The 17,558-nt window shown below is 68.3% G+C and carries 15 protein-coding genes; 11 read left to right on the forward strand and 4 right to left on the reverse strand.

All coding sequences use genetic code 11. The features are described from left to right. Positions 1-18 precede the first annotated feature (18 nt). From cysS to ACE3Q6_RS00245, 3 genes are all read left to right on the forward strand, one after another. The gene (gene cysS / locus ACE3Q6_RS00235; protein WP_374426364.1) at positions 19-1,413 is read left to right on the forward strand and encodes a cysteine--tRNA ligase; all 1,395 of its coding nucleotides are present in this window, start codon (positions 19-21) and stop codon (positions 1,411-1,413) included. Between the two features lie 172 nt (positions 1,414-1,585). Continuing rightward, entirely contained in the window at positions 1,586-3,208 is a 1,623-nt protein-coding gene (cimA, locus tag ACE3Q6_RS00240; protein ID WP_374426367.1) for a citramalate synthase, read from the forward strand. Then, the gene (locus ACE3Q6_RS00245; protein WP_374426370.1) at positions 3,205-3,957 is read left to right on the forward strand and encodes a squalene/phytoene synthase family protein; all 753 of its coding nucleotides are present in this window, start codon (positions 3,205-3,207) and stop codon (positions 3,955-3,957) included. Before cimA ends, ACE3Q6_RS00245 begins: the two co-directional genes overlap by 4 nt. Before the next feature lie 49 nt (positions 3,958-4,006). Here ACE3Q6_RS00245 and ACE3Q6_RS00250 read toward each other — a convergent pair whose 3' ends face one another. After that, the gene (locus ACE3Q6_RS00250) at positions 4,007-5,212 is read right to left on the reverse strand and encodes an MFS transporter (protein WP_374426373.1); all 1,206 of its coding nucleotides are present in this window, start codon (positions 5,210-5,212) and stop codon (positions 4,007-4,009) included. An 83-nt stretch (positions 5,213-5,295) separates the two neighbouring features. Between ACE3Q6_RS00250 and ACE3Q6_RS00255 the strand changes: the two genes are divergently transcribed. Together ACE3Q6_RS00255 and ACE3Q6_RS00260 are read left to right on the forward strand one after the other, a co-directional pair. Then, positions 5,296-5,922 carry a DNA-3-methyladenine glycosylase gene (locus ACE3Q6_RS00255; protein WP_374426376.1) on the forward strand — a complete coding sequence of 209 codons (627 nt, stop codon included), beginning with the start codon at positions 5,296-5,298 and terminating at the stop codon, positions 5,920-5,922. Between the two features lie 2 nt (positions 5,923-5,924). After that, complete coding sequence (locus ACE3Q6_RS00260; RefSeq protein ID WP_374426379.1) at positions 5,925-6,590, forward strand: alpha/beta hydrolase; 666 nt, start codon at positions 5,925-5,927, stop codon at positions 6,588-6,590. A gap of 93 nt (positions 6,591-6,683) precedes the next feature. Here ACE3Q6_RS00260 and ACE3Q6_RS00265 read toward each other — a convergent pair whose 3' ends face one another. Next, positions 6,684-7,670, reverse strand: coding sequence for an ROK family protein (locus ACE3Q6_RS00265; protein ID WP_374427567.1), 987 nt, complete (start codon positions 7,668-7,670; stop codon positions 6,684-6,686). 71 nt (positions 7,671-7,741) lie between these two features. Then, on the reverse strand, positions 7,742-8,761 hold the full coding sequence (locus ACE3Q6_RS00270; protein WP_374427576.1) for a LacI family DNA-binding transcriptional regulator: 1,020 nt from the start codon (positions 8,759-8,761) through the stop codon (positions 7,742-7,744). Between the two features lie 250 nt (positions 8,762-9,011). On the opposite strand from ACE3Q6_RS00270, the gene ACE3Q6_RS00275 reads away from it, so the two are divergent. The 3 genes from ACE3Q6_RS00275 to ACE3Q6_RS00285 all read left to right on the forward strand — a co-directional run bounded on the left by ACE3Q6_RS00275 (position 9,012) and on the right by ACE3Q6_RS00285 (position 11,703). After that, positions 9,012-9,782 (forward strand): GNAT family N-acetyltransferase, encoded by a 771-nt coding sequence (locus ACE3Q6_RS00275; RefSeq protein WP_374426382.1) that lies wholly within the window; start codon positions 9,012-9,014, stop codon positions 9,780-9,782. 43 nt (positions 9,783-9,825) lie between these two features. Next, positions 9,826-10,611, forward strand: a complete 786-nt coding sequence (locus tag ACE3Q6_RS00280; protein WP_374426385.1) for a phytanoyl-CoA dioxygenase family protein — start codon at positions 9,826-9,828, stop codon at positions 10,609-10,611. 99 nt (positions 10,612-10,710) lie between these two features. Beyond that, positions 10,711-11,703 (forward strand): tellurium resistance protein, encoded by a 993-nt coding sequence (locus ACE3Q6_RS00285; RefSeq protein ID WP_374426388.1) that lies wholly within the window; start codon positions 10,711-10,713, stop codon positions 11,701-11,703. Between the two features lie 153 nt (positions 11,704-11,856). Here the strand turns inward: ACE3Q6_RS00285 and ACE3Q6_RS00290 are convergent, their stop codons facing one another. Beyond that, positions 11,857-12,555: a type 1 glutamine amidotransferase gene (locus tag ACE3Q6_RS00290; protein WP_374426391.1), complete on the reverse strand. Its 699-nt coding sequence runs from the start codon at positions 12,553-12,555 to the stop codon at positions 11,857-11,859. A 145-nt stretch (positions 12,556-12,700) separates the two neighbouring features. On the opposite strand from ACE3Q6_RS00290, the gene guaB reads away from it, so the two are divergent. The 3 genes from guaB to ACE3Q6_RS00305 all read left to right on the forward strand — a co-directional run bounded on the left by guaB (position 12,701) and on the right by ACE3Q6_RS00305 (position 17,491). Next, complete coding sequence (guaB, locus tag ACE3Q6_RS00295; protein WP_374426394.1) at positions 12,701-14,149, forward strand: IMP dehydrogenase; 1,449 nt, start codon at positions 12,701-12,703, stop codon at positions 14,147-14,149. Positions 14,150-14,181: 32 nt separating this feature from the next. Then, positions 14,182-15,327: an RsmB/NOP family class I SAM-dependent RNA methyltransferase gene (locus tag ACE3Q6_RS00300; protein ID WP_374426397.1), complete on the forward strand. Its 1,146-nt coding sequence runs from the start codon at positions 14,182-14,184 to the stop codon at positions 15,325-15,327. 235 nt (positions 15,328-15,562) lie between these two features. Further along, a complete protein-coding gene (locus ACE3Q6_RS00305; protein ID WP_374427586.1) occupies positions 15,563-17,491 on the forward strand; it encodes an ATP-binding protein in 1,929 nt (642 codons plus the stop codon). Positions 17,492-17,558: the final 67 nt, after the last annotated feature.

A 17,558-nucleotide genomic window follows, 5' to 3' on the forward strand; every position in this document is an offset into this window, starting at 1 on the left:
CGTGCCTGAGGGACTGACATGGTGACGATCCGCCTGACGAATTCGAAGACGCGCCGGAAAGAGGAATTCGTTCCGATCCGGGCGGACGACGTGCGGATGTATGTCTGCGGCCCCACCGTCTATGACCGCGCGCACTTGGGCAATGCCAGGCCCGTGGTGGTGTTCGACACTTTGTATCGCCTCCTCCGCCACGTCTACGGGCCGGACCACGTGACCTATGTGCGCAACTTCACCGACGTCGACGACAAGATCAACGCCGAGGCCTTACGGCGGCAGAAGGCAGGCGCCCCGGGCACGCTGGAGGAGCTGATCCACCAGCGGACCGAAGAGACGATCGCCTGGTATCACGCCGACATGGACGCTTTGGGGGCCTTGCGGCCGAACCACGAGCCCCGCGCGACGGAATTCATCGGCCAGATGATCGCGATGACGGAGGGGCTGATCGCCTCGGGACATGCCTATGCCGTCGAAGGACACGTGCTGTTCCGGGTGCGGTCCTACAAGGACTACGGCAAGCTGTCGGGCCGCAGCGTGGACGACATGATCGCCGGCGCTCGGGTCGAGGTCGCTCCGTTCAAGGAAGACCCGATGGATTTCGTGCTGTGGAAGCCGTCCTCGGGGCAGGAGCCGGGCTGGGCCTCGCCTTGGGGCAAGGGGCGGCCGGGCTGGCACATCGAATGCTCGGCCATGGCGCATGAGCTTCTGGGGGAGTCGTTCGACATCCACGGCGGAGGGCTGGACCTGCAGTTCCCGCACCATGAGAACGAAATCGCGCAGAGCGCCTGCGCCCATCCGCACGGGGATTTCGCGCACTACTGGCTGCACAACGAGATGCTGCAGGTCGAGGGGAAGAAGATGTCCAAGTCATTGGGCAACTTCTTTACGGTGCGGGATCTCTTGGACCAGGGGATCCCGGGGGAGGTGATCCGCTTCGTCTTCCTTATGACGCATTACCGCAGCCCGATGGACTGGACGGCCGAGAAGGCTCGGCAGGCCGAGGCGACGCTGCGGAAGTGGCGGGCGGCGACGGCGTCGGTTGAGGCGTCAGTGCCACTGCCCGGCGTGGTCGAGGCGCTGGCGGATGACCTGAACACAGCCGGGGCACTGGCCGCGCTGCATGCGGCGGCGGGCGAGGGGGACTGGGCGGGGATGAAGGCGTCGGCGGGGCTTCTTGGGCTGTTGAGCGACGGGCTTGGCGACTGGGCCTCTGCACCCGAAGTTGACCTGAGCGTGCAGACAGAGCGTCTGTCGAGCTTGCGCACCGCCGCGATGGCATCCAAGGACTTCTCCGCCGTCGATGCTCTGAAAGCCGCCCTGATCGCCGCAGGGGTCGAGGTCCGGATGTCCAAGGCAGGCATCGAACTCGTCCCCGGTCCCAACTTCGACCCGGCTAAGCTGGAGGCGCTTCAGTGACCACCCCGCGCGACTACGGAGTTTTCGAAAACTCCGGACAAATTTCTTCGAAGAAATTTGCAAAATCCTTCGAAGGATTTTGGCCCGGCCCAACCGTTGACACCAGGTTAACGCCCGCGCGCAAGTCCTTGAAATCGCTCGCCCTGAAATCCTGTCCTGCGTGGACACGCCCATGACCCGCGACCGCCTTTTCCTCTTCGACACCACCCTGCGGGACGGCCAGCAGACCCAGGGCGTCCAGTTTTCCACCGCCGAGAAGGCCCAGATCGCCCGGGCCCTTGACCGGCTGGGGGTCGACCATATCGAGGGCGGCTGGCCCGGCGCGAACCCGACCGACTCCGACTTCTTCGCCGCCCCCCCGGCGACCAAAGCCACCCTCACCGCCTTCGGCATGACCCGCCGCGTGGGCCGGTCGGCCGAGAACGACGACGTCCTCGCCGCCGTCTTGAATGCAGGCACCCCGGCGGTCTGCCTCGTCGGCAAGACCCACGATTTCCACGTCACCACCGCCCTCGGCGTGACCCTGGACGAAAACCGCGAGGCCATCGCCTCCTCGATCCGCCACCTGGTAGCCAAGGGCCGCGAGGCGCTGTTCGATGCCGAGCACTTCTTCGACGGCTACCGCGCGAACCCCGCCTACGCCCTGTCCTGCCTGAAAGCTGCCCTCAACGCAGGCGCGCGCTGGATCGTCCTCTGCGACACCAACGGCGGGACGCTGCCGGCCGAGGTGGGCCGGGTGACGGCCGAGGTGATCGCGGCGGGCATCCCGGGTGACCGGCTCGGAATCCACTGCCACGACGACACCGGGAACGCGGTTGCAAACTCCTTGGCGGCGGTGGAGGCCGGGGCGCGGCAGATCCAGGGAACGCTGAACGGGCTGGGAGAGCGCTGCGGGAACGCGAACCTGACGACGCTGATCCCGACGCTGCTGCTCAAGGAGCCCTACGCGAGCCGCTTCGAGACAGGCGTGACGCCGGAGGCTTTGGCCGGGCTGTTGAAGACGTCCCGCATGCTGGACGACATCCTGAACCGGGTGCCGCTGCGGTCTGCCCCTTATGTGGGCGCGAGCGCCTTCGCCCACAAGGCGGGGCTCCATGCCAGCGCGATCCTGAAGGACCCGACGACCTACGAACACATCGATCCCGCGCTGGTGGGGAACGAGCGGGTCATCCCGATGTCGAACCAGGCGGGGCTGTCGAACCTGCGCGCCCGGCTGGCCGCGGCGGGGATCGAGGTGGACCCGAAGGACGCGCGGTTGGGCCGGATCATCGAGGTGGTAAAGGCCCGCGAGGATCAGGGCTATGCCTATGACGGGGCGCAGGCCAGTTTCGAGCTGGTCGCGCGGCGGGAGTTGGGGCTGTGTCCGGAGTTCTTCGAGGTCAAGCGCTACCGGGTGACGGTGGAGCGGCGGAAGAACAGGTACGACCGGATGATCTCACTTTCGGAAGCCGTGGTGGTGGTGAAGATCGGTGACCGGAAGAACATGTCGGTCTCGGACAGCATGGACGAGGACGGCCACGACCGCGGGCCGGTGAACGCGCTGGCCAAGGCGCTGGCCAAGGACCTGGGGCCCTACCAGGCCTGCATCGACGACATGAAGCTGGTCGACTTCAAGGTGCGCATCACCAATGGCGGGACCGAGGCCGTGACGCGGGTCATCATCGACAGCGAGGACGGGCAGGGGCATCGCTGGTCGACGGTGGGGGTCAGCGCGAACATCATCGACGCGTCCTTCGAGGCGCTTCTCGACGCGATCCAGTGGAAGCTGATCCGCGATTTCGGAGCGCCGAAGTGAGCGTGGCCGCCTGCGCGGAGCTGGTGCAACGGGGCGACCCGGACCGGTTCCGTGCGGTGATGGCGGCGCCGGTCGACGCGCGGGCGCAGCTTTTCCCGCTTTACGCCTTCAACCTGGAGGTTGCGCGCGCCCCTTGGGTGACGCAGGAGCCGCTGATCGCGGAGATGCGCCTGCAATGGTGGCGCGACGTGGTCGAGAATGCCGCCTCGGGCGCGGCGCGGGCGCATGAGGTGGCGGGGCCGCTGCACGAGTTGATCCGGGACTTCGGCCTGCCGGTCGAGGTGATGGATCGCCTGATCGCCGCGCGACGCTGGGACATCCACCGCGAGCCGCATGACGGGGTGGAGGGGCTGGCGGAGTATCTCGAGGATACCGGTGCGGGACTGGTCTGGTTGGCCGCCCGGGCGCTAGGGGCGCCGGATTCGGCGGAAGCCCCGGTGCGGGCCTATGGCTGGGCGGCGGCGGCGGCGATGTATATACGCGCCATCCCGGCCCTTGCGGCGCGGGGGCGGCAGCCGTTGCCCGAGGGCCTCGGTCCCCAGGACCTGGCGCGGCGAGGGCTGGAGAAGCTTGCCCAGGCCCGGAAGGGGCGCAAGGCGGTGTCGAAGGAGATCGCGCCGGCGCTGCTGGCGGGCTGGCAGACGGAAGCGCTTTTGCGTCAGGTGGTTGGCGGGCGATCCTCACCTGAAATGTCCGAGGCCGGAAAACGCTGGGGACTGCTCTGGCAGGCGCTTACGGGTCGCTGGTAGGGCCGGAGTTTTCGAAAACTCCGGACCGATTTCTTCGAAGAAATCGGGCTCAGGCGCGACGCGTCTCGGGGCGGAGCCAGAGCCAGATCAGCGCGCCCCCCGCGAGCACGAGGAATGGCAGCATGGCGAGGTTGACCATCTGCCAGCCCGCCTGCACCGAGCCGCCCGAGCAGTTCATCAGCCCGCCCGAAGAGAAGCTGGCCATCGTGACGCCGCCGAAAACCACGAGGTCGTTCAGGCCCTGCAGGCGACCACGCTCCTCGGGGCGTTGGGCGCTGGTCAGCATCGTCGTGGCGCCGATGAAGCCGAAGTTCCAGCCGAGGCCGAGGAGGATGAGGGCGATGAAGAAGTTCTCCAGCTGCACGCCCGCCATCGCGACGGCCCCGGCGGCGGCGAGGATCGTGAGGCCGATTGCGATGATCCGCTCGGTCCCGAAGCGCGCGATCAGGTGGCCGGTGAAGAACGAGGGCGCATACATCGCGAGGACATGGGCGGTGACGATGTCGGCGGCGTTGCCCTTGGTGAAGCCGCAGCCCACCACCGCGAGGGGTGAGGACGTCATCACCAGGTTCATCAGCGCGTAGGAGACCGTAGCGCAGATCATCGCGACCAGGATCGTAGGCGTCCGGATCAGTTCGGCCCGGCTGCGACCCAGCGGGCTGCCCTCGGCCGGGGGCTTGGGCTTGGGGATGTCGAGCGCGAGGAAGAGGAAGGAGCCCACGAGGTTGAGAGCGATCACGGCAAGATAGGAGCCGAGGAAGGGGACGGCCATCTCGTCGGCGGTGACCTTCACGAGTTGCGGGCCGACGACGGCGGAGAGGAGGCCCCCGGCCATGACCCAGGAGATGGCCTTGGGGCGGAAGGCTTCCGAGGCGGTATCGACGGCGGCGAAGCGGTAAAAACCGTTTGCGGACATGTAGATGCCCGAAATGAGCGCGCCGAGGCAGAAGAGGGTGAAGCTGCTGGTCGAGAGGCCCCAGGCACCGATGGCGGCGCCTGCCGCGCCCCCGGCGGCGCCGAAGAAGAAGCCTGTCCGGCGGCCGAAGCGCTGCATCAGCATGGAGAGCGGGGTCGCGGTCAGCATCGAGCCGATCACCATCATCGTGATGGGCAGCGTGGCCCAGCAGACGTTCGGGGCGAGAGAGGAGCCTGCCAGTCCGGCGATGGTGAAGATCATCGGCAGTTGCGCGCCGAGGATGGCTTGGGCGGCGACGAGGACGAGGACGTTGCGGCGGGCGATGGAGTCGTTGGGCATGTCTATCGGTAGGAGCCTTGATGCGGAACGGCAAGGGGCGATGTCGGTTGCCTTCGGCGAGGATATTTGGGCAAAGATGAAACATGGTGGGACGGATCATCACTTCGCTGGACTGCGTTGCGGAAGGCGCGGACTGGCTTGGCCGCCGGGAGCCGAAGTTTGCCGAGGCGCTGGCCTTGTGCGAGCCGCTTCCGTTGCGGCGCGAGGCGGACGGATTTGCAGCACTTCTGCGGGCGATCGTGGGGCAGCAGGTCTCGGTCGCCTCGGCGCGGGCGATCTGGGGGCGGCTGGAGGCGATGGGCCTGACCGAGGCGGCGGCAATGGCGGCGGCTTCGGATGAGGAGTTGCGGGCGGCGGGGTTGAGCCGGCAGAAGGCGCGCTACGGGCGGGCGCTGGCGCAGGCTGGTATCGATTTCAATGGCTTGCGAGGCGTTCCTGATGAAGATGTCGTGCGGACTTTGGTTGCGGTTCCCGGGATCGGAGTCTGGACGGCTGAGATTTATGCGATGTTCGCCCTGGGGCGGGCGGATGTGTTCGCTCCTGGTGACCTGGCCCTCCAGGAGGCGGCGCGGCTTCTGTTCCGGCTGGAGGCGCGGCCTACGGACAAGGTGTTGCGCAGGATGGCCGAGGACTGGTCGCCCTGGCGGTCGGTTGCGGCGCGCATCCTTTGGGCCTACTACCGGGTTGCCAAGGAGCGGGAAGGGATCTGAGGATGCGGGAATTGCGCTATGGCCGTGCCGGGGCCGAGAAGGGCCAAGCCACGGGGTTGATCGTCTTTCTGCATGGCTATGGTGCGAATGGGGCTGACCTTCTGGGCCTCGCCGACCCGATGGCGCCGCATCTGCCGGGGTTGGCCTTCGTCGCCCCCGACGCGCCCGAGCCGTGCCGGGGCGGGGGCTTCGGGTTCCAGTGGTTCCCGGTTCCCTGGCTGGATGGCTCGGCCCAGGCGGAGGCCGATGCGGGGCTGGTCGCCTCGGCCGCGGATCTGGATGCCTTCCTGGACCAGGTGCTGGAGGACGAGGGCCTGACGCCGGACCGGCTGGTGCTGATGGGCTTCAGCCAGGGCGCGATGATGTCGATGCATGTCGCCCCCCGGCGCGACCGGGCGGTTGCGGGAATCGTGGCGATCTCCGGCCGCCTCTTGCGCCCCGAGGCCCTGGCGGCTGAGACGAAGGTGAAACCTCCGGTGCTGCTGGTCCATGGCGATCAGGACCCGGTGGTGCCGTTCTCGGACATGGGGAAGGCAGGGGACGCACTGACGGCGGCGGGGTTTCCGACCTATGGCCATGTCATGAAGGGCACGGGGCACGGGATCGCGCCGGACGGGCTTGGCGTGGCGCTGCAGTTCATCCGCGAGCGGTTGGGGATCAGCGGGTAAGGGCTGAGAAGCCTGCATCGGCCAGAACCCGGTTGAAATTCGGCCGGCAAGTCATTGATAGGGCATAAGTATTGTATTTCGCAGGCGCAGGGATCAGCCCTGCGCTTCGAGATACACTGCGCAGCCGGTCAGGGCGGCGTAGTCGTCTTCGACCACGGTGACCGAGAAGTCCTTCTGCAGAAGATCCACCCGCCGTGCCTCGCGGAATGAGCTTTGAAGGCCGAACCGGCCGAAATGCGGGGTCATCGCGCGGGCCATGCCGCCGATCAGGAAGATCCCGCCATAGGGCAGGTGGATCAGCGCCAGGTCGGCAAGCATCTGGCCCAGGATATGCACGTAAAGCTTTGCCGCATGGGTGGCGATCGCATCGCCCGCGTCGAGCGCGGCCAGCACCTCGGCCGAGGTCAGGCTGGCCGGATGGCCGGCGGCATAGGCGGCGAAGGCGTGAAGATTGGCCAGGCCGCGGCCGGCAAGCACTTCCTCGACCCCGGCATGGGGGACATCGCCTTCGGCGCGCAGCTTCTGCTCGATGAAGCGGATAAGCTGGAAGTCTTCCTCGGTCCGGACGGGCATGTTCACGTGGCCACATTCCGAGGGCGGAACGACACGGCCCCGGGGCGCGGGGTGGACGGGGGCAGCGTTGACGCCGGTGCCGAGGCCCACGACCAGCATCGCGCCTTGCGTCTGCGGGCCGTCGATGACGCGGCGCAGGTTTTCGGGCGCGACATGGCCAAGCGCCTGGCCCTGGGCCTGCAGGTCGTTCAGAAGCGCCACGCGGGTTGCGCCCGTCGCGCCGGTCAGCTTGTCGGCGTCGATCACCCAGGCGAGGTTCGTCATCTCGGCAACGCCATCCTGCACGGGCCCCGCCGCCGCGACGCAGACGCCCGAGACGCTGGCCCCTGTCTGGTCAAGGTAGTCGCGCAGCACATGGGCGATGTCCTGGCCCCGCGCCTGGTATTCGGCATTGGGGAAGCGGCGGATCGAGTCGAGCCGCACGCGGGTGCCGTCGGCCAGTGCGACGCGAGTGTTGGTGCCGCCGATATCGGCAAGGATCGCAAGGGTCATGGGCCGGTCCGGGATCAGGTGGGGCAGATGGCAGGGGTGATACGGGGAAACGGCGGGCCGCGCCAGTCCTTTGAAAGCGCTTCGGATCAGGGTTTCGGCGCGGGACCGGTCGAACTGCCCTCGACCAGTTCGGCGTCGAGCATCCGCTCAACCGGGGGCTGGTCAGGGTTGGCGATGCGGTCCAGAAGCAGCTCGGCCACCAGCCGGCCCGCCTCGCGGACAGAGGAACGCACGGCCGTGAAGATCGGCGTGCCCTCGCCGTTCTTCATGTAGCTGAGGTCGTCGTCGAAGACGATCACAGAGACGTCCCGGCCAAGGGTGAGCTTCGCACCCTCGACGGCGCGGCGCGCGCCCATGCCCGAAATCATCGAGGCGGCAAGGAAGGCGGTGGGGGGGTCGGGGAGCCGCAGCATCCGTTCGGCGGCGCGGAAGCCCGCGACTTCGGTCATCTCGTCCGATGCCATGAGGGATGGGTCCGGCGTCAGACCCCGCGCCTCCAGCGCCTCGACATAGCCGCGGCGGCGGCGGATGGCGAAATCCATGTATTCGAGCCCGTTGATCAGGCCGATGCGGCGGTGGCCGAGGTCCAGAAGATATTCGGTCGCACGCAGGAAGGCCCGGCGGTTGTTCACGTCCAGCCAGGAATAGGGGGCGCTGGTGCCAGTGGCGCGGCCGTGGACGACGAAGGGCAGTCCGATCTCGTTCAGAAGCGGAATCCGGGGGTCGTTCTCGCGCGGGGAATGGACGATCACGCCGTCGACGTTCCCCTTCACCTTCATGGTGCGGTAGGTCTGCTCTTCGTCTTCGTCGGGGACGACGGAGAGGAGCATGTCATAGTCGTTGCGGCTGTAGGTCTCGCCCGCGCCGGCGATGAAGTCGGCGAAGATGGGGTTCACGATCTCATGCCTTGTGGCAATGGGAATCACGTGGCCCACGGCCATCGCGCGGCCGGTGGCCAGGCGGATCGCGCGGGTGTTCGGGTGGTAGTTGTGTTCCTTGGCGGCGGCCATGACCCGTTCGCGGGTGGCCTCATTGACCTCGGGGTAACCGTTCAGGGCACGCGAAACCGAGAGGCCGAGTTTCTGGGCGAGTTCCTTCAGGTTCATCGCGGTGCGGCTACTCAACACGGTTTGGACCGGGGGACCATAACGGGGGGTCACCGGGGCGTCAAAGTTTTCCGTAGGGTCAGGGCGGAATCAGGGCAAGGAGGCCAAGCCAGAAAAGCGAGAGTGCCAGGGCGAGCGCGGCTGGCACCCAGAGGGTGAGCCGCGGCGTCGGGGCGGAGAACTTGCGTAGAGAGACGGGTTTCATACGGCATTAAGGGCCCGGAAAGGTTTCCCTGGCGTTAATGGCGTCATGTTCGATTGCGGCGTCACTCCAGAGTTCCAGCCCTTGCAACAAAGCGCGGTCTATGCGGCTGCGGTTGCTGACTGTGGGGCGCGGGTGCGATGGCTGGACGGCGTGCTGGCGGTCGAGCGGGGGCGGGTGCGGCTGATCTCTCGCGTGGCCGGGTTGGACCGTGCGGGGCTGCGACGGCTCGCGCGCTGGCCAGGGCTGACGCTGGCCACGCCGGAGGTGGGGGTGGCGGGATTCGGGCTGGTGCCGCTCGTGACGCCCATGCACCATGCCGTCTGGGCACTGGGGCCGGACCTGCGTGACGCGATGGCGCGGAACTGGCGTGGCCATCTTCGGCAGGCAGAGCGGGCGGGTCTGCGCGTCCGGCGCGGGGATGGCGCGACGCTGGAGGCCCTGGTGGCGGCCGAAGCGGCGCAGCGCAGGGACCGGCGGTACCGGGCGCTGCCGGTCGGTTTCACCCGGGCTTTGCCGGAGGAAGCGCTGCGGATCTGGGAATGGCGGCAGGCGGGCGCGATGCAGGCGGCGATGTGCCTGGTCCGGCACGGGAGCTCGGCCAGCTACCATCTTGCCTGGGCTTCGCCTGTGGCGCGTGCGGCAGGGGTGCACCAGCTGATGCTGACCCGCGCGGCCGAGGCCCTGTGGACCGAGGGGGTCCGATGGCTAGACCTGGGGTCGGTGGACAGCGAGGCCGCGCCGGGGCTCGCGCGGTTCAAGCTGGGGACGGGGGCGGAGTTGCGGCGGCTGGGGGCGACCTGCCTGGTCTTGCCCTGACGGGTCCGTCGGGGCAGGGTGCGGGCCAAAGGGGAGGTGCCGCATGGTCACGGTGACGGAAGAGATGGTCGAGGCCTACCAGCGCGACGGGGTGGTGCTGGTGAAGGGGCTTTGGGCCGACTGGGTGGAGATGCTGCGGGCGGGGGTCGCTCGGAACATGGCGGCCCCGACGAACCAGATGGCGACGTTGAAGCCGGGGGAGCCGGGGTATTTCTTCGACGACTACTGCAACTGGACCAAGGTGCCCGAATTCGCGGCGGTGATCCGGCAGTCGGGGGTGGCGGAGGTGGCGGCGAAGCTGATGGGGTCGGAACGGGTGCAGATGTTCCACGACCACGTGCTGGTGAAGGAGCCGGGGACCACGAAGCCCACGCCCTGGCACACGGACGGGCCGTATTACTTCGTGGAAGGCAAGCAGACGGTGTCGTTCTGGTCCCCGCTCGACCCGGTGAAGGAGGCAGCGTTGCGCTGCGTGGCGGGGTCGCATCTGTGGCCGAAGGACGTGCTGCCGACGCGGTGGATGTCGGAGACGAACTTCTATCCCGGCGAGGACGACTACATGCCGGTCCCGGACCCCGAGGCGGAGGGGATGGAGATCCGGGAGTGGGAGATGGAGCCGGGGGACGCGGTGGCCTTCAACTTCCGGACGCTGCACGGGGCGCGGGGGAACACCACGCAGAACCGGCGGCGGGCGTTTTCGCTGCGGCTGGTGGGCGAGGACGCGCGGTATGTGGAGCGACCGGGGCCGACCTCGCCGCCCTTTCCGGGGCATGGGATGGTCGCGGGGCAGCGGCTGCGGGAGGACTGGTTTCCGGTCCTGCGGGGGTAATGTCCACGGTGAACGGGAATTCGGGTTGAGCAGGATCAAGGACTTGGGCGCGGGCCTTTGCGATTGCTTCACCATGATCCCGCCTGACCGGAGGCCCGAATGACCCGTGAGCCGCGCCCGAAGCGCTATCCGCCGCCCGAATTTCCGCCGCGGCGACCTAAGCTTTTCGCCCGAATGCCGCCGGCGGTGTTCCCGTCGATCCTGGGGCTTTTGGGGCTGGCCTCGGCGTTGCGGATTGGTCTGGGGCGGCTGGGCTGGGACATAGGGCCGGGCGACCTTGTTGCCGGGCTGGTGGTCGCGCTTTGGGCTTTCGCGGCCGTGGCTTACGCGGTGAAGCTGGTGCGGCGGCCGGGTGTGGTGAGGGAGGACCTGCGGGTCCTGCCGGGGCGGTCCGGGCTGGCGACGCTGACGATGGGCGGGATGGTCGCGGCAGGGCTGGTCGGGGTCTACAGCGCACCGGTGGGGGCGGTCTTGCTGATCGCGGCGCTGGTGGGCCATCTGGTGCTGGCGGTGCTGCTGGTGCGGCTGCTGGCGGGCCTGCCGCCTGAGGCGCGCACGGTGAACCCGACGCTGCATCTGAGCTTCGTGGGCTTCATCGTGGCGGCGGGACCGGCACTGGCACTCGGGTGGGAGATCCTTGCCGAGGTGCTGTTCTGGGCGCTGATCCCGGTGGTGGTGGTGATCTGGGGCCTGAGCCTGCGACAGTTCGCGGGGGCCCTGCCGCCTGCGCCCCTGCGGCCTTTGCTGGCGATTCATCTGGCCCCGGCTGCACTGCTGGCGCTGGTGGCGGGGCTTCTGGGCAAGCCGGTGCTGGCGTCGCTGTTCCTGGGGCTGGGGACGGTCTATGCGATCCTGCTTCTGGCCGGCTGGCGCTGGGTGGCGGAGTCGGGTCCATCGCCCCTGTGGGGGGCCTTCACCTTTCCGCTGGCGGCGATGGCGAGTGCCATGCTGGTGGCGGGCGGGGCCTGGCTTTGGCCGGGTCTGGCGCTGGTTGCCGTGGGGCTGGGGGTGATCCCCGCGATCGCCTGGTGGGTGCTGAAGCGCTGGCCGGGGGGGAAGCTTGCCTCGGTGACCAACGCGGCGGAGGCGTGAGGGCCGGGCCGGGGCGACTTTTGAATTGAGCGCTGACGCGCGAGCCTTTTGTCTCGCCTCTGCGCGCGAAGGGCGCGCAACCGGCTCGGTTGTTGGGGGTTTTCCACCCCCAAACCCCCGGAGAATATTTGGATCCAGGTGAAAGGGATCAGGTCAGGCGATCAGGCTGACCCAGGCGCGGGCGAGGGTGAGGCCGTGGGCGTCGGCCTCTTGCCCCCGCGTCCGGGCGAGTTCCGGGTGGCGGGTGGTCCAGCCGGGGGACATGCGGTCGGTGAGGTCGGGGAAGGTGCGGGTCCAGTCCTGGACCACGGAGCGGCTCGCCTCGAAATGGAACTGGGTGCCGTAGGTGGCGCGGCCGATGCGGAAGGCCTGGTGGCGGGCGGTGGGGCTGAGGGCGAGGTGGGTGGCGCCAGTGGGCAGGGTGAAGGTGTCGGAGTGCCACTGGAAGATCGGGAAGGTCTCGGGGAGCGCGCCCAGGACCGGATCGTTGCGGCCGTCCTCGGTCAGGCTCACGTCGACCCAGCCGAATTCCGGCGCGGTGCCGAGGTGGTTTTCGGCGCCGAAGGCGCGGGCGAGGAGTTGCGAGCCGAGGCAGATGCCGAGGACGGGTTTCCCGGCGGCAGTGAAGGCGGCCATCAGGTCGGCGAGTGCGGGCAGATAGGGGTGGGTATGGTCGTCGCGGGCGGATTGTTCGCCGCCGAAGACGACCAGGGCATCGGCCCCATCGGTGGTGGGAAGCCGGTTGTCGGCCCAGGGCTTCCAGAGGTCGATGAGCGCTGCCTGTTCGTGCAGGGCGACGCCGACCTGGCCGTGGTGGGTGATGCGGGTATTCTCGACGATGGCGACGCGCATATCGGGTCCTTTTGTCTGACGCGTAATCTGCAAGGGGCAGGCGCGGGGGCAAGGGGTGTCTGGCGGGCGGATTGGCTCTTGCGCCCGTGCGCGGGTCGTGAAATGGGGAACCGCCAAACGATGCTTGCTCCCGGAGGGAAAACCCATGGAGATTCGTGAGGCTCTCACCTTTGATGACGTCCTGCTGGTGCCCGCGGCATCGAGCGTCTTGCCGTCCGATGCGGATACCTCGACCTGGGTGACGCAGGCGATCCGGATGAACATTCCGCTTTTGTCCTCGGCGATGGACACGGTGACCGAAGGCCGGATGGCGATTGCCATGGCGCAGGCCGGGGGGATCGGGGTGATCCACCGGAACCTCGACCCCGAGGCGCAGGCCCGGGAAGTGCGGCGGGTGAAGCGGTTCGAAAGCGGGGTCGTCTACCAGCCGATCACGCTGACGCCGGACCAGACGCTGGCCGATGCCAAGGCGCTGATGGAGCGCTATTCGATCACCGGGTTCCCGGTGGTGGATGAGAAGGGCCGGGTCCTCGGGATCGTCACGAACCGGGACATGCGCTTTGCCAGCGACGACAAGACGCCGGTCAGGGTGATGATGACCAGCGAGAACCTGGCGGTGCTGAAGGAACCCGTCGACCGGGCCGAGGCGATCTCGCTGATGAAGGCGCGGCGGATCGAGAAACTTCTGGTAACCGATGGCGCGGGGAAGCTGACCGGGCTTCTGACGCTGAAGGACACCGAGAAGAGCGTGCTGAACCCGCAGGCCTGCAAGGATGAGCTGGGGCGGCTGCGGGTGGCAGCGGCTTCCACGGTGGGGGATGCAGGGTTCGACCGCAGCCAGGCGCTGATCGATGCGGGCGTGGACCTGGTGGTGATCGACACGGCGCATGGGCATTCCGAGGGCGTGGCCAAGGCCGTGGAGCGGATCAAGAAGCTGTCGAACCGGGTGCAGGTGGTGGCGGGGAACGTGGCCACGGCCGAGGCGACGCGGGCCTTGATCGGCGCAGGCGCGGATGCGGTGAAGGTGGGGATCGGTCCGGGGTCGATCTGCACCACGCGGATCGTCGCGGGCGTGGGCGTGCCGCAACTGACGGCGATCATGGATTCGGCCCGGGCCGCCGGGGATGTGCCGGTGATCGCGGACGGCGGGATCAAGTATTCGGGCGACTTCGCCAAGGCGATCGCGGCGGGGGCCTCTTGCGCGATGGTGGGCTCGGCGATTGCGGGGACGGATGAGTCTCCCGGTGAGGTGATCCTGTGGCAGGGGCGGTCGTTCAAGGCCTACCGGGGCATGGGGTCATTGGGCGCGATGGCGCGCGGCTCGGCGGACCGGTATTTCCAGAAGGATGCGGCCTCGGACAAGCTGGTGCCGGAAGGGATCGAGGGGCAGGTGCCCTACAAGGGCTCGGCGGCGGCGGTGATCCACCAGATGGTCGGCGGTCTGCGGGCGGCGATGGGGTATACGGGGAACCGGACCGTGGCCGAGATGCGGACGCGGTGCCAGTTCGTGCGGATCACCGGGGCGGGGCTGAAGGAGAGCCATGTCCATGACGTCCAGATCACGCGGGAAAGCCCGAACTACCGGATCGGCTGAGTGACGCGGGTCCTCCGTTTCAGGTCGGCGGCATGACCCCGGGCGCGCGCGCAGCGGCTGCGATCGAGGTTCTGGACCGTGTGCTCGCCGGAGAGCCGGCCGAGCGCGCCCTGACGAACTGGGGCCGGGCCTCGCGTTTTGCGGGGTCGGGCGACCGGGCAGCTGTGCGGGACATCGTCTACGATGCGCTGCGGCGGCGGGCCTCCTCGGCGGCCTTGGGGGGCGGGCTGACCGGGCGCGGGCTGGTGCTGGGGCTGATGCGGGCTGCCGGGCAGGAAGGGCTGTTCTCGGGTGAGGGCCATGCTCCGGCGCCGCCGGGGCCGGAGGAGGCGGAGCGGGAGCCTGACGCTGAGGAGCGGCTGGACTTGCCGGACTGGCTGGTGCCGGAGCTGCGGGAGAGCCTGGGCGCGGATTTCGCGGCGGTGTCCGAGGCGCTGCGGTCGCGGGCGCCGGTCTTCCTGCGGGCGAACCGGGTGAAGACGGATGTGGCGGGGGCTGTGGCCGCCTTGGCCGAGGAGGGGATCGTTGCACAGCCGCATCCCCTTGCGAGGAATGCGCTGGAAGTCACGGAGAATGCTCGGAAAATCCAGAACTCCCGGGCTTACCGGGACGGGTGGGTGGAGTTGCAGGATGCGTCCTCTCAGGCGGTGGTGGAGGCGCTGCCGCTGGCGGACGGGATGAAGGTCCTGGACCATTGCGCAGGCGGGGGCGGCAAGACGCTCGCGATGGCGGCGCGGGCGCGGCTGAAGCTTCTGGCGCATGACGCGAACCCGCGGCGGATGGCTGACCTGCCCGAGCGTGCGCGGCGGGCGGGGGTGTCCGTGACGCTGACCGAACGGCCCGAAGGCGGCGCGCCTTATGACCTGGTGCTGGTCGATGCGCCTTGCTCTGGATCGGGCAGCTGGCGGCGCGACCCGGAGGGGAAGTGGCGTCTGACCCGGGAAGCGCTGGACCGGGTGCTGCAGACCCAGTCAGCGATCCTGGACCGGGTGGCCCCGATGGTGCGAGCGGGCGGCTGGCTGGCCTATGCCACCTGTTCGATGCTGGAGCGGGAGAACCGAGGCCAGGTGCGGACCTTCCTTGCGCGGCATCCGGAGTTTCGGTTGCACGTCGACCACGCCTTCAGCCCCTTGCAGGGCGGCGACGGCTTCTTTCTTGCACTCGTACAGAGAAGCTGACATCCAAACTGCAACCTGGGCGTGCTTCCGGGTCGAGTTAACAGTCGATTAACCTTGTCCAGCGATGGTCCTACCAACCTGGCGCGGGTGCCAGTACGTTTGGAGGACCGATTTGTCAGGGCGGGAGCAGGGTGAGCGCATCGGGCTTTGGGGTCTCGTGGGTGTGGGTGTCCTTGGCCTGGCTCTTGTGCTGGCCTGGGCCGTCGGCGGCGGCGAGGATGGCCTGTCGCGCCTGATGGCGGGGCTCGTGCTGGTGGCGGTCGGGGTTGGGATCGCCGTCTGGCTGATGCTGGGCCGTGGCCCGCGGGGAGAGACGGAGCTTGCGCTCTTCCAGATGATGGCCGCAGATCCGGCGCCCTGTTTCCTGACGGACCCGGCCGGCCAGCTGATCCTGCGGAACGAGGCGGCCGAAGTGCGCTTCAAGGGAGACGCCCGCCAGCTGCACCAGCTCCTTGAACGACAGGTCCTGAACCCGGGCGAGCTTCTCTTGCGCCTGCAACGGGCGGCCGATGCCGAGGGATCGGCCCGCGAGGACCTTCCTGGCCCCGACGGCCTTCTTCGGCTCACGGTCCACCGGGCAAGCGGGGACCGCTTCTTCTGGCGGCTGGACGAGATCGCGCTGTCGCGCGAGGACATGGGCGCCGAGCAGCGGGCGGACCGCGCCCCGGCGGTGGCCGTCGGCAATGACCTTGAGGACGTGCCAGTCGCCATCATGACTTTCGGCCCGGATGGCGTGATGCGGATCGCGAACCTGGCCGCGCGCGAGCTGATGTGGAAGGGCGAAATCCGCGCGGCGATGTTCCACGACCTGTTCGAGGGGCTGGGCCGTCCCGTTTCGGAATGGCTGGCCGATGTGGTGGCAGGGCGGCATCCGGGCGGGTCCGAGGTGCTGCGGGTGCGGGGCGAGGAGGAGCGCTTCCTGCAGATCACGCTGCGCCGCTATGTCGATGGCGGGCGGCCCGGGGGCCTGGCGATCCTGAACGACGCGACGCGGCTGAAGACGATGGAGGCGCAGTTCGCCCAAAGCCAGAAGATGCAGGCGATCGGCCAGCTGGCAGGCGGAATCGCGCATGATTTCAACAACCTCCTGACCGCGATCTCGGGCCACTGCGACCTGCTTCTGTTGCGCCACGGCCGCGAGGACAGCGATTTCGCGGACCTGGAACAGATCCGGCAGAACGCGAACCGGGCGGCCTCGCTGGTCGGGCAGCTTCTGGCCTTTTCGCGCAAGCAGACGCTGAACCCCGAGGTGATCGACCTCGAGGATGTGCTGGCGGACCTGACCCATCTGCTCAACCGGCTGATGGTGGACAAGGTGGAGCTGTCGCTGGGGCATCTGGGGCGAGAGTCCGGCAAGACGCTGGGCAAGATCCGCGCCGACAAGCGGCAGATCGAGCAGGTGCTGATCAATCTGGTGGTCAATGCCCGCGATGCGATGCCGGACGGCGGCGACATCCGGATCGAGACCGAGCCGGTGACCCTGGCCGAGGACATGAAGCGCGACCGGGCGACGGTGCCGGCGGGGGACTACACGGTCATCCGCGTCGTGGACCACGGCATCGGCATCCCGGACCACCAGTTGCGCCAGATCTTCGAGCCCTTCTTCACGACCAAGCGCGTGGGCGAGGGCACCGGCCTTGGCCTGTCGATGGCCTATGGCATCGTCAAGCAGTCCGGCGGCTACATCTTCGTCGATTCGGTGGTGGGGCAGGGCACGACCTTCTCGCTCTGGTTCCCGGTCTTCGAGGGCGAGGAGCGGGCGGCAGCCGCCGAGGTGCGCCGCATCGCGATGAAGCAGGGCGAGGGGGTGATCCTTCTGGTGGAGGACGAGGCCTCGGTCCGCGCCTTCGCCAGCCGGGCGCTCTCGTTGCGCGGCTACACGGTGCTGGAGGCGGCGAATGCCGAGGAGGCGCTGGCGAAGCTGGACGACAAGACGCTGCACGTCGACCTTTTCGTCACCGACGTGGTGATGCCGGGGATGGATGGCCCGGCCTGGGTGCGCCGTGCGCATCTGGACCGGCCGAACGTCAAGGTCGTCTTCATGTCCGGTTATGCCGAGGACGGCCTGGCCGAGGACCAGGCGCGGGTGCCGAATTCGGTCTTCCTGCCGAAACCGTTCTCGCTGAACGACCTGACCAACACGGTGCAGGGGCTCTTGAGCTGACGAAGGCGACGGGCGGGACCGGGCCAAATTTCTTTAGGAAGAAATTTGACAAATTCCTTGCTTAAGG

This window comes from Tabrizicola sp., from assembly GCF_041913445.1.
Lineage (GTDB): Bacteria > Pseudomonadota > Alphaproteobacteria > Rhodobacterales > Rhodobacteraceae > Tabrizicola.

Excerpts from the sequence above, each read along its gene's own strand:
- ACE3Q6_RS00290 (WP_374426391.1), bottom strand. The coding sequence starts at position 12,555 with ATGCGCGTCGCCATCGTCGAGAATACCCGCATCACCCACCACGGCCAG.
- ACE3Q6_RS00270 (WP_374427576.1), bottom strand. The coding sequence starts at position 8,761 with ATGAACCTGAAGGAACTCGCCCAGAAACTCGGCCTCTCGGTTTCGCGT.
- ACE3Q6_RS00260 (WP_374426379.1), top strand. The coding sequence starts at position 5,925 with ATGCGGGAATTGCGCTATGGCCGTGCCGGGGCCGAGAAGGGCCAAGCC.
- ACE3Q6_RS00255 (WP_374426376.1), top strand. The coding sequence starts at position 5,296 with ATGGTGGGACGGATCATCACTTCGCTGGACTGCGTTGCGGAAGGCGCG.
- ACE3Q6_RS00300 (WP_374426397.1), top strand. The coding sequence starts at position 14,182 with ATGACCCCGGGCGCGCGCGCAGCGGCTGCGATCGAGGTTCTGGACCGT.
- ACE3Q6_RS00275 (WP_374426382.1), top strand. The coding sequence starts at position 9,012 with ATGTTCGATTGCGGCGTCACTCCAGAGTTCCAGCCCTTGCAACAAAGC.
- ACE3Q6_RS00280 (WP_374426385.1), top strand. The coding sequence starts at position 9,826 with ATGGTCACGGTGACGGAAGAGATGGTCGAGGCCTACCAGCGCGACGGG.
- ACE3Q6_RS00285 (WP_374426388.1), top strand. The coding sequence starts at position 10,711 with ATGACCCGTGAGCCGCGCCCGAAGCGCTATCCGCCGCCCGAATTTCCG.
- cimA (WP_374426367.1), top strand. The coding sequence starts at position 1,586 with ATGACCCGCGACCGCCTTTTCCTCTTCGACACCACCCTGCGGGACGGC.
- ACE3Q6_RS00305 (WP_374427586.1), top strand. The coding sequence starts at position 15,563 with ATGGCGGGGCTCGTGCTGGTGGCGGTCGGGGTTGGGATCGCCGTCTGG.
- cysS (WP_374426364.1), top strand. The coding sequence starts at position 19 with ATGGTGACGATCCGCCTGACGAATTCGAAGACGCGCCGGAAAGAGGAA.
- ACE3Q6_RS00250 (WP_374426373.1), bottom strand. The coding sequence starts at position 5,212 with ATGCCCAACGACTCCATCGCCCGCCGCAACGTCCTCGTCCTCGTCGCC.
- guaB (WP_374426394.1), top strand. The coding sequence starts at position 12,701 with ATGGAGATTCGTGAGGCTCTCACCTTTGATGACGTCCTGCTGGTGCCC.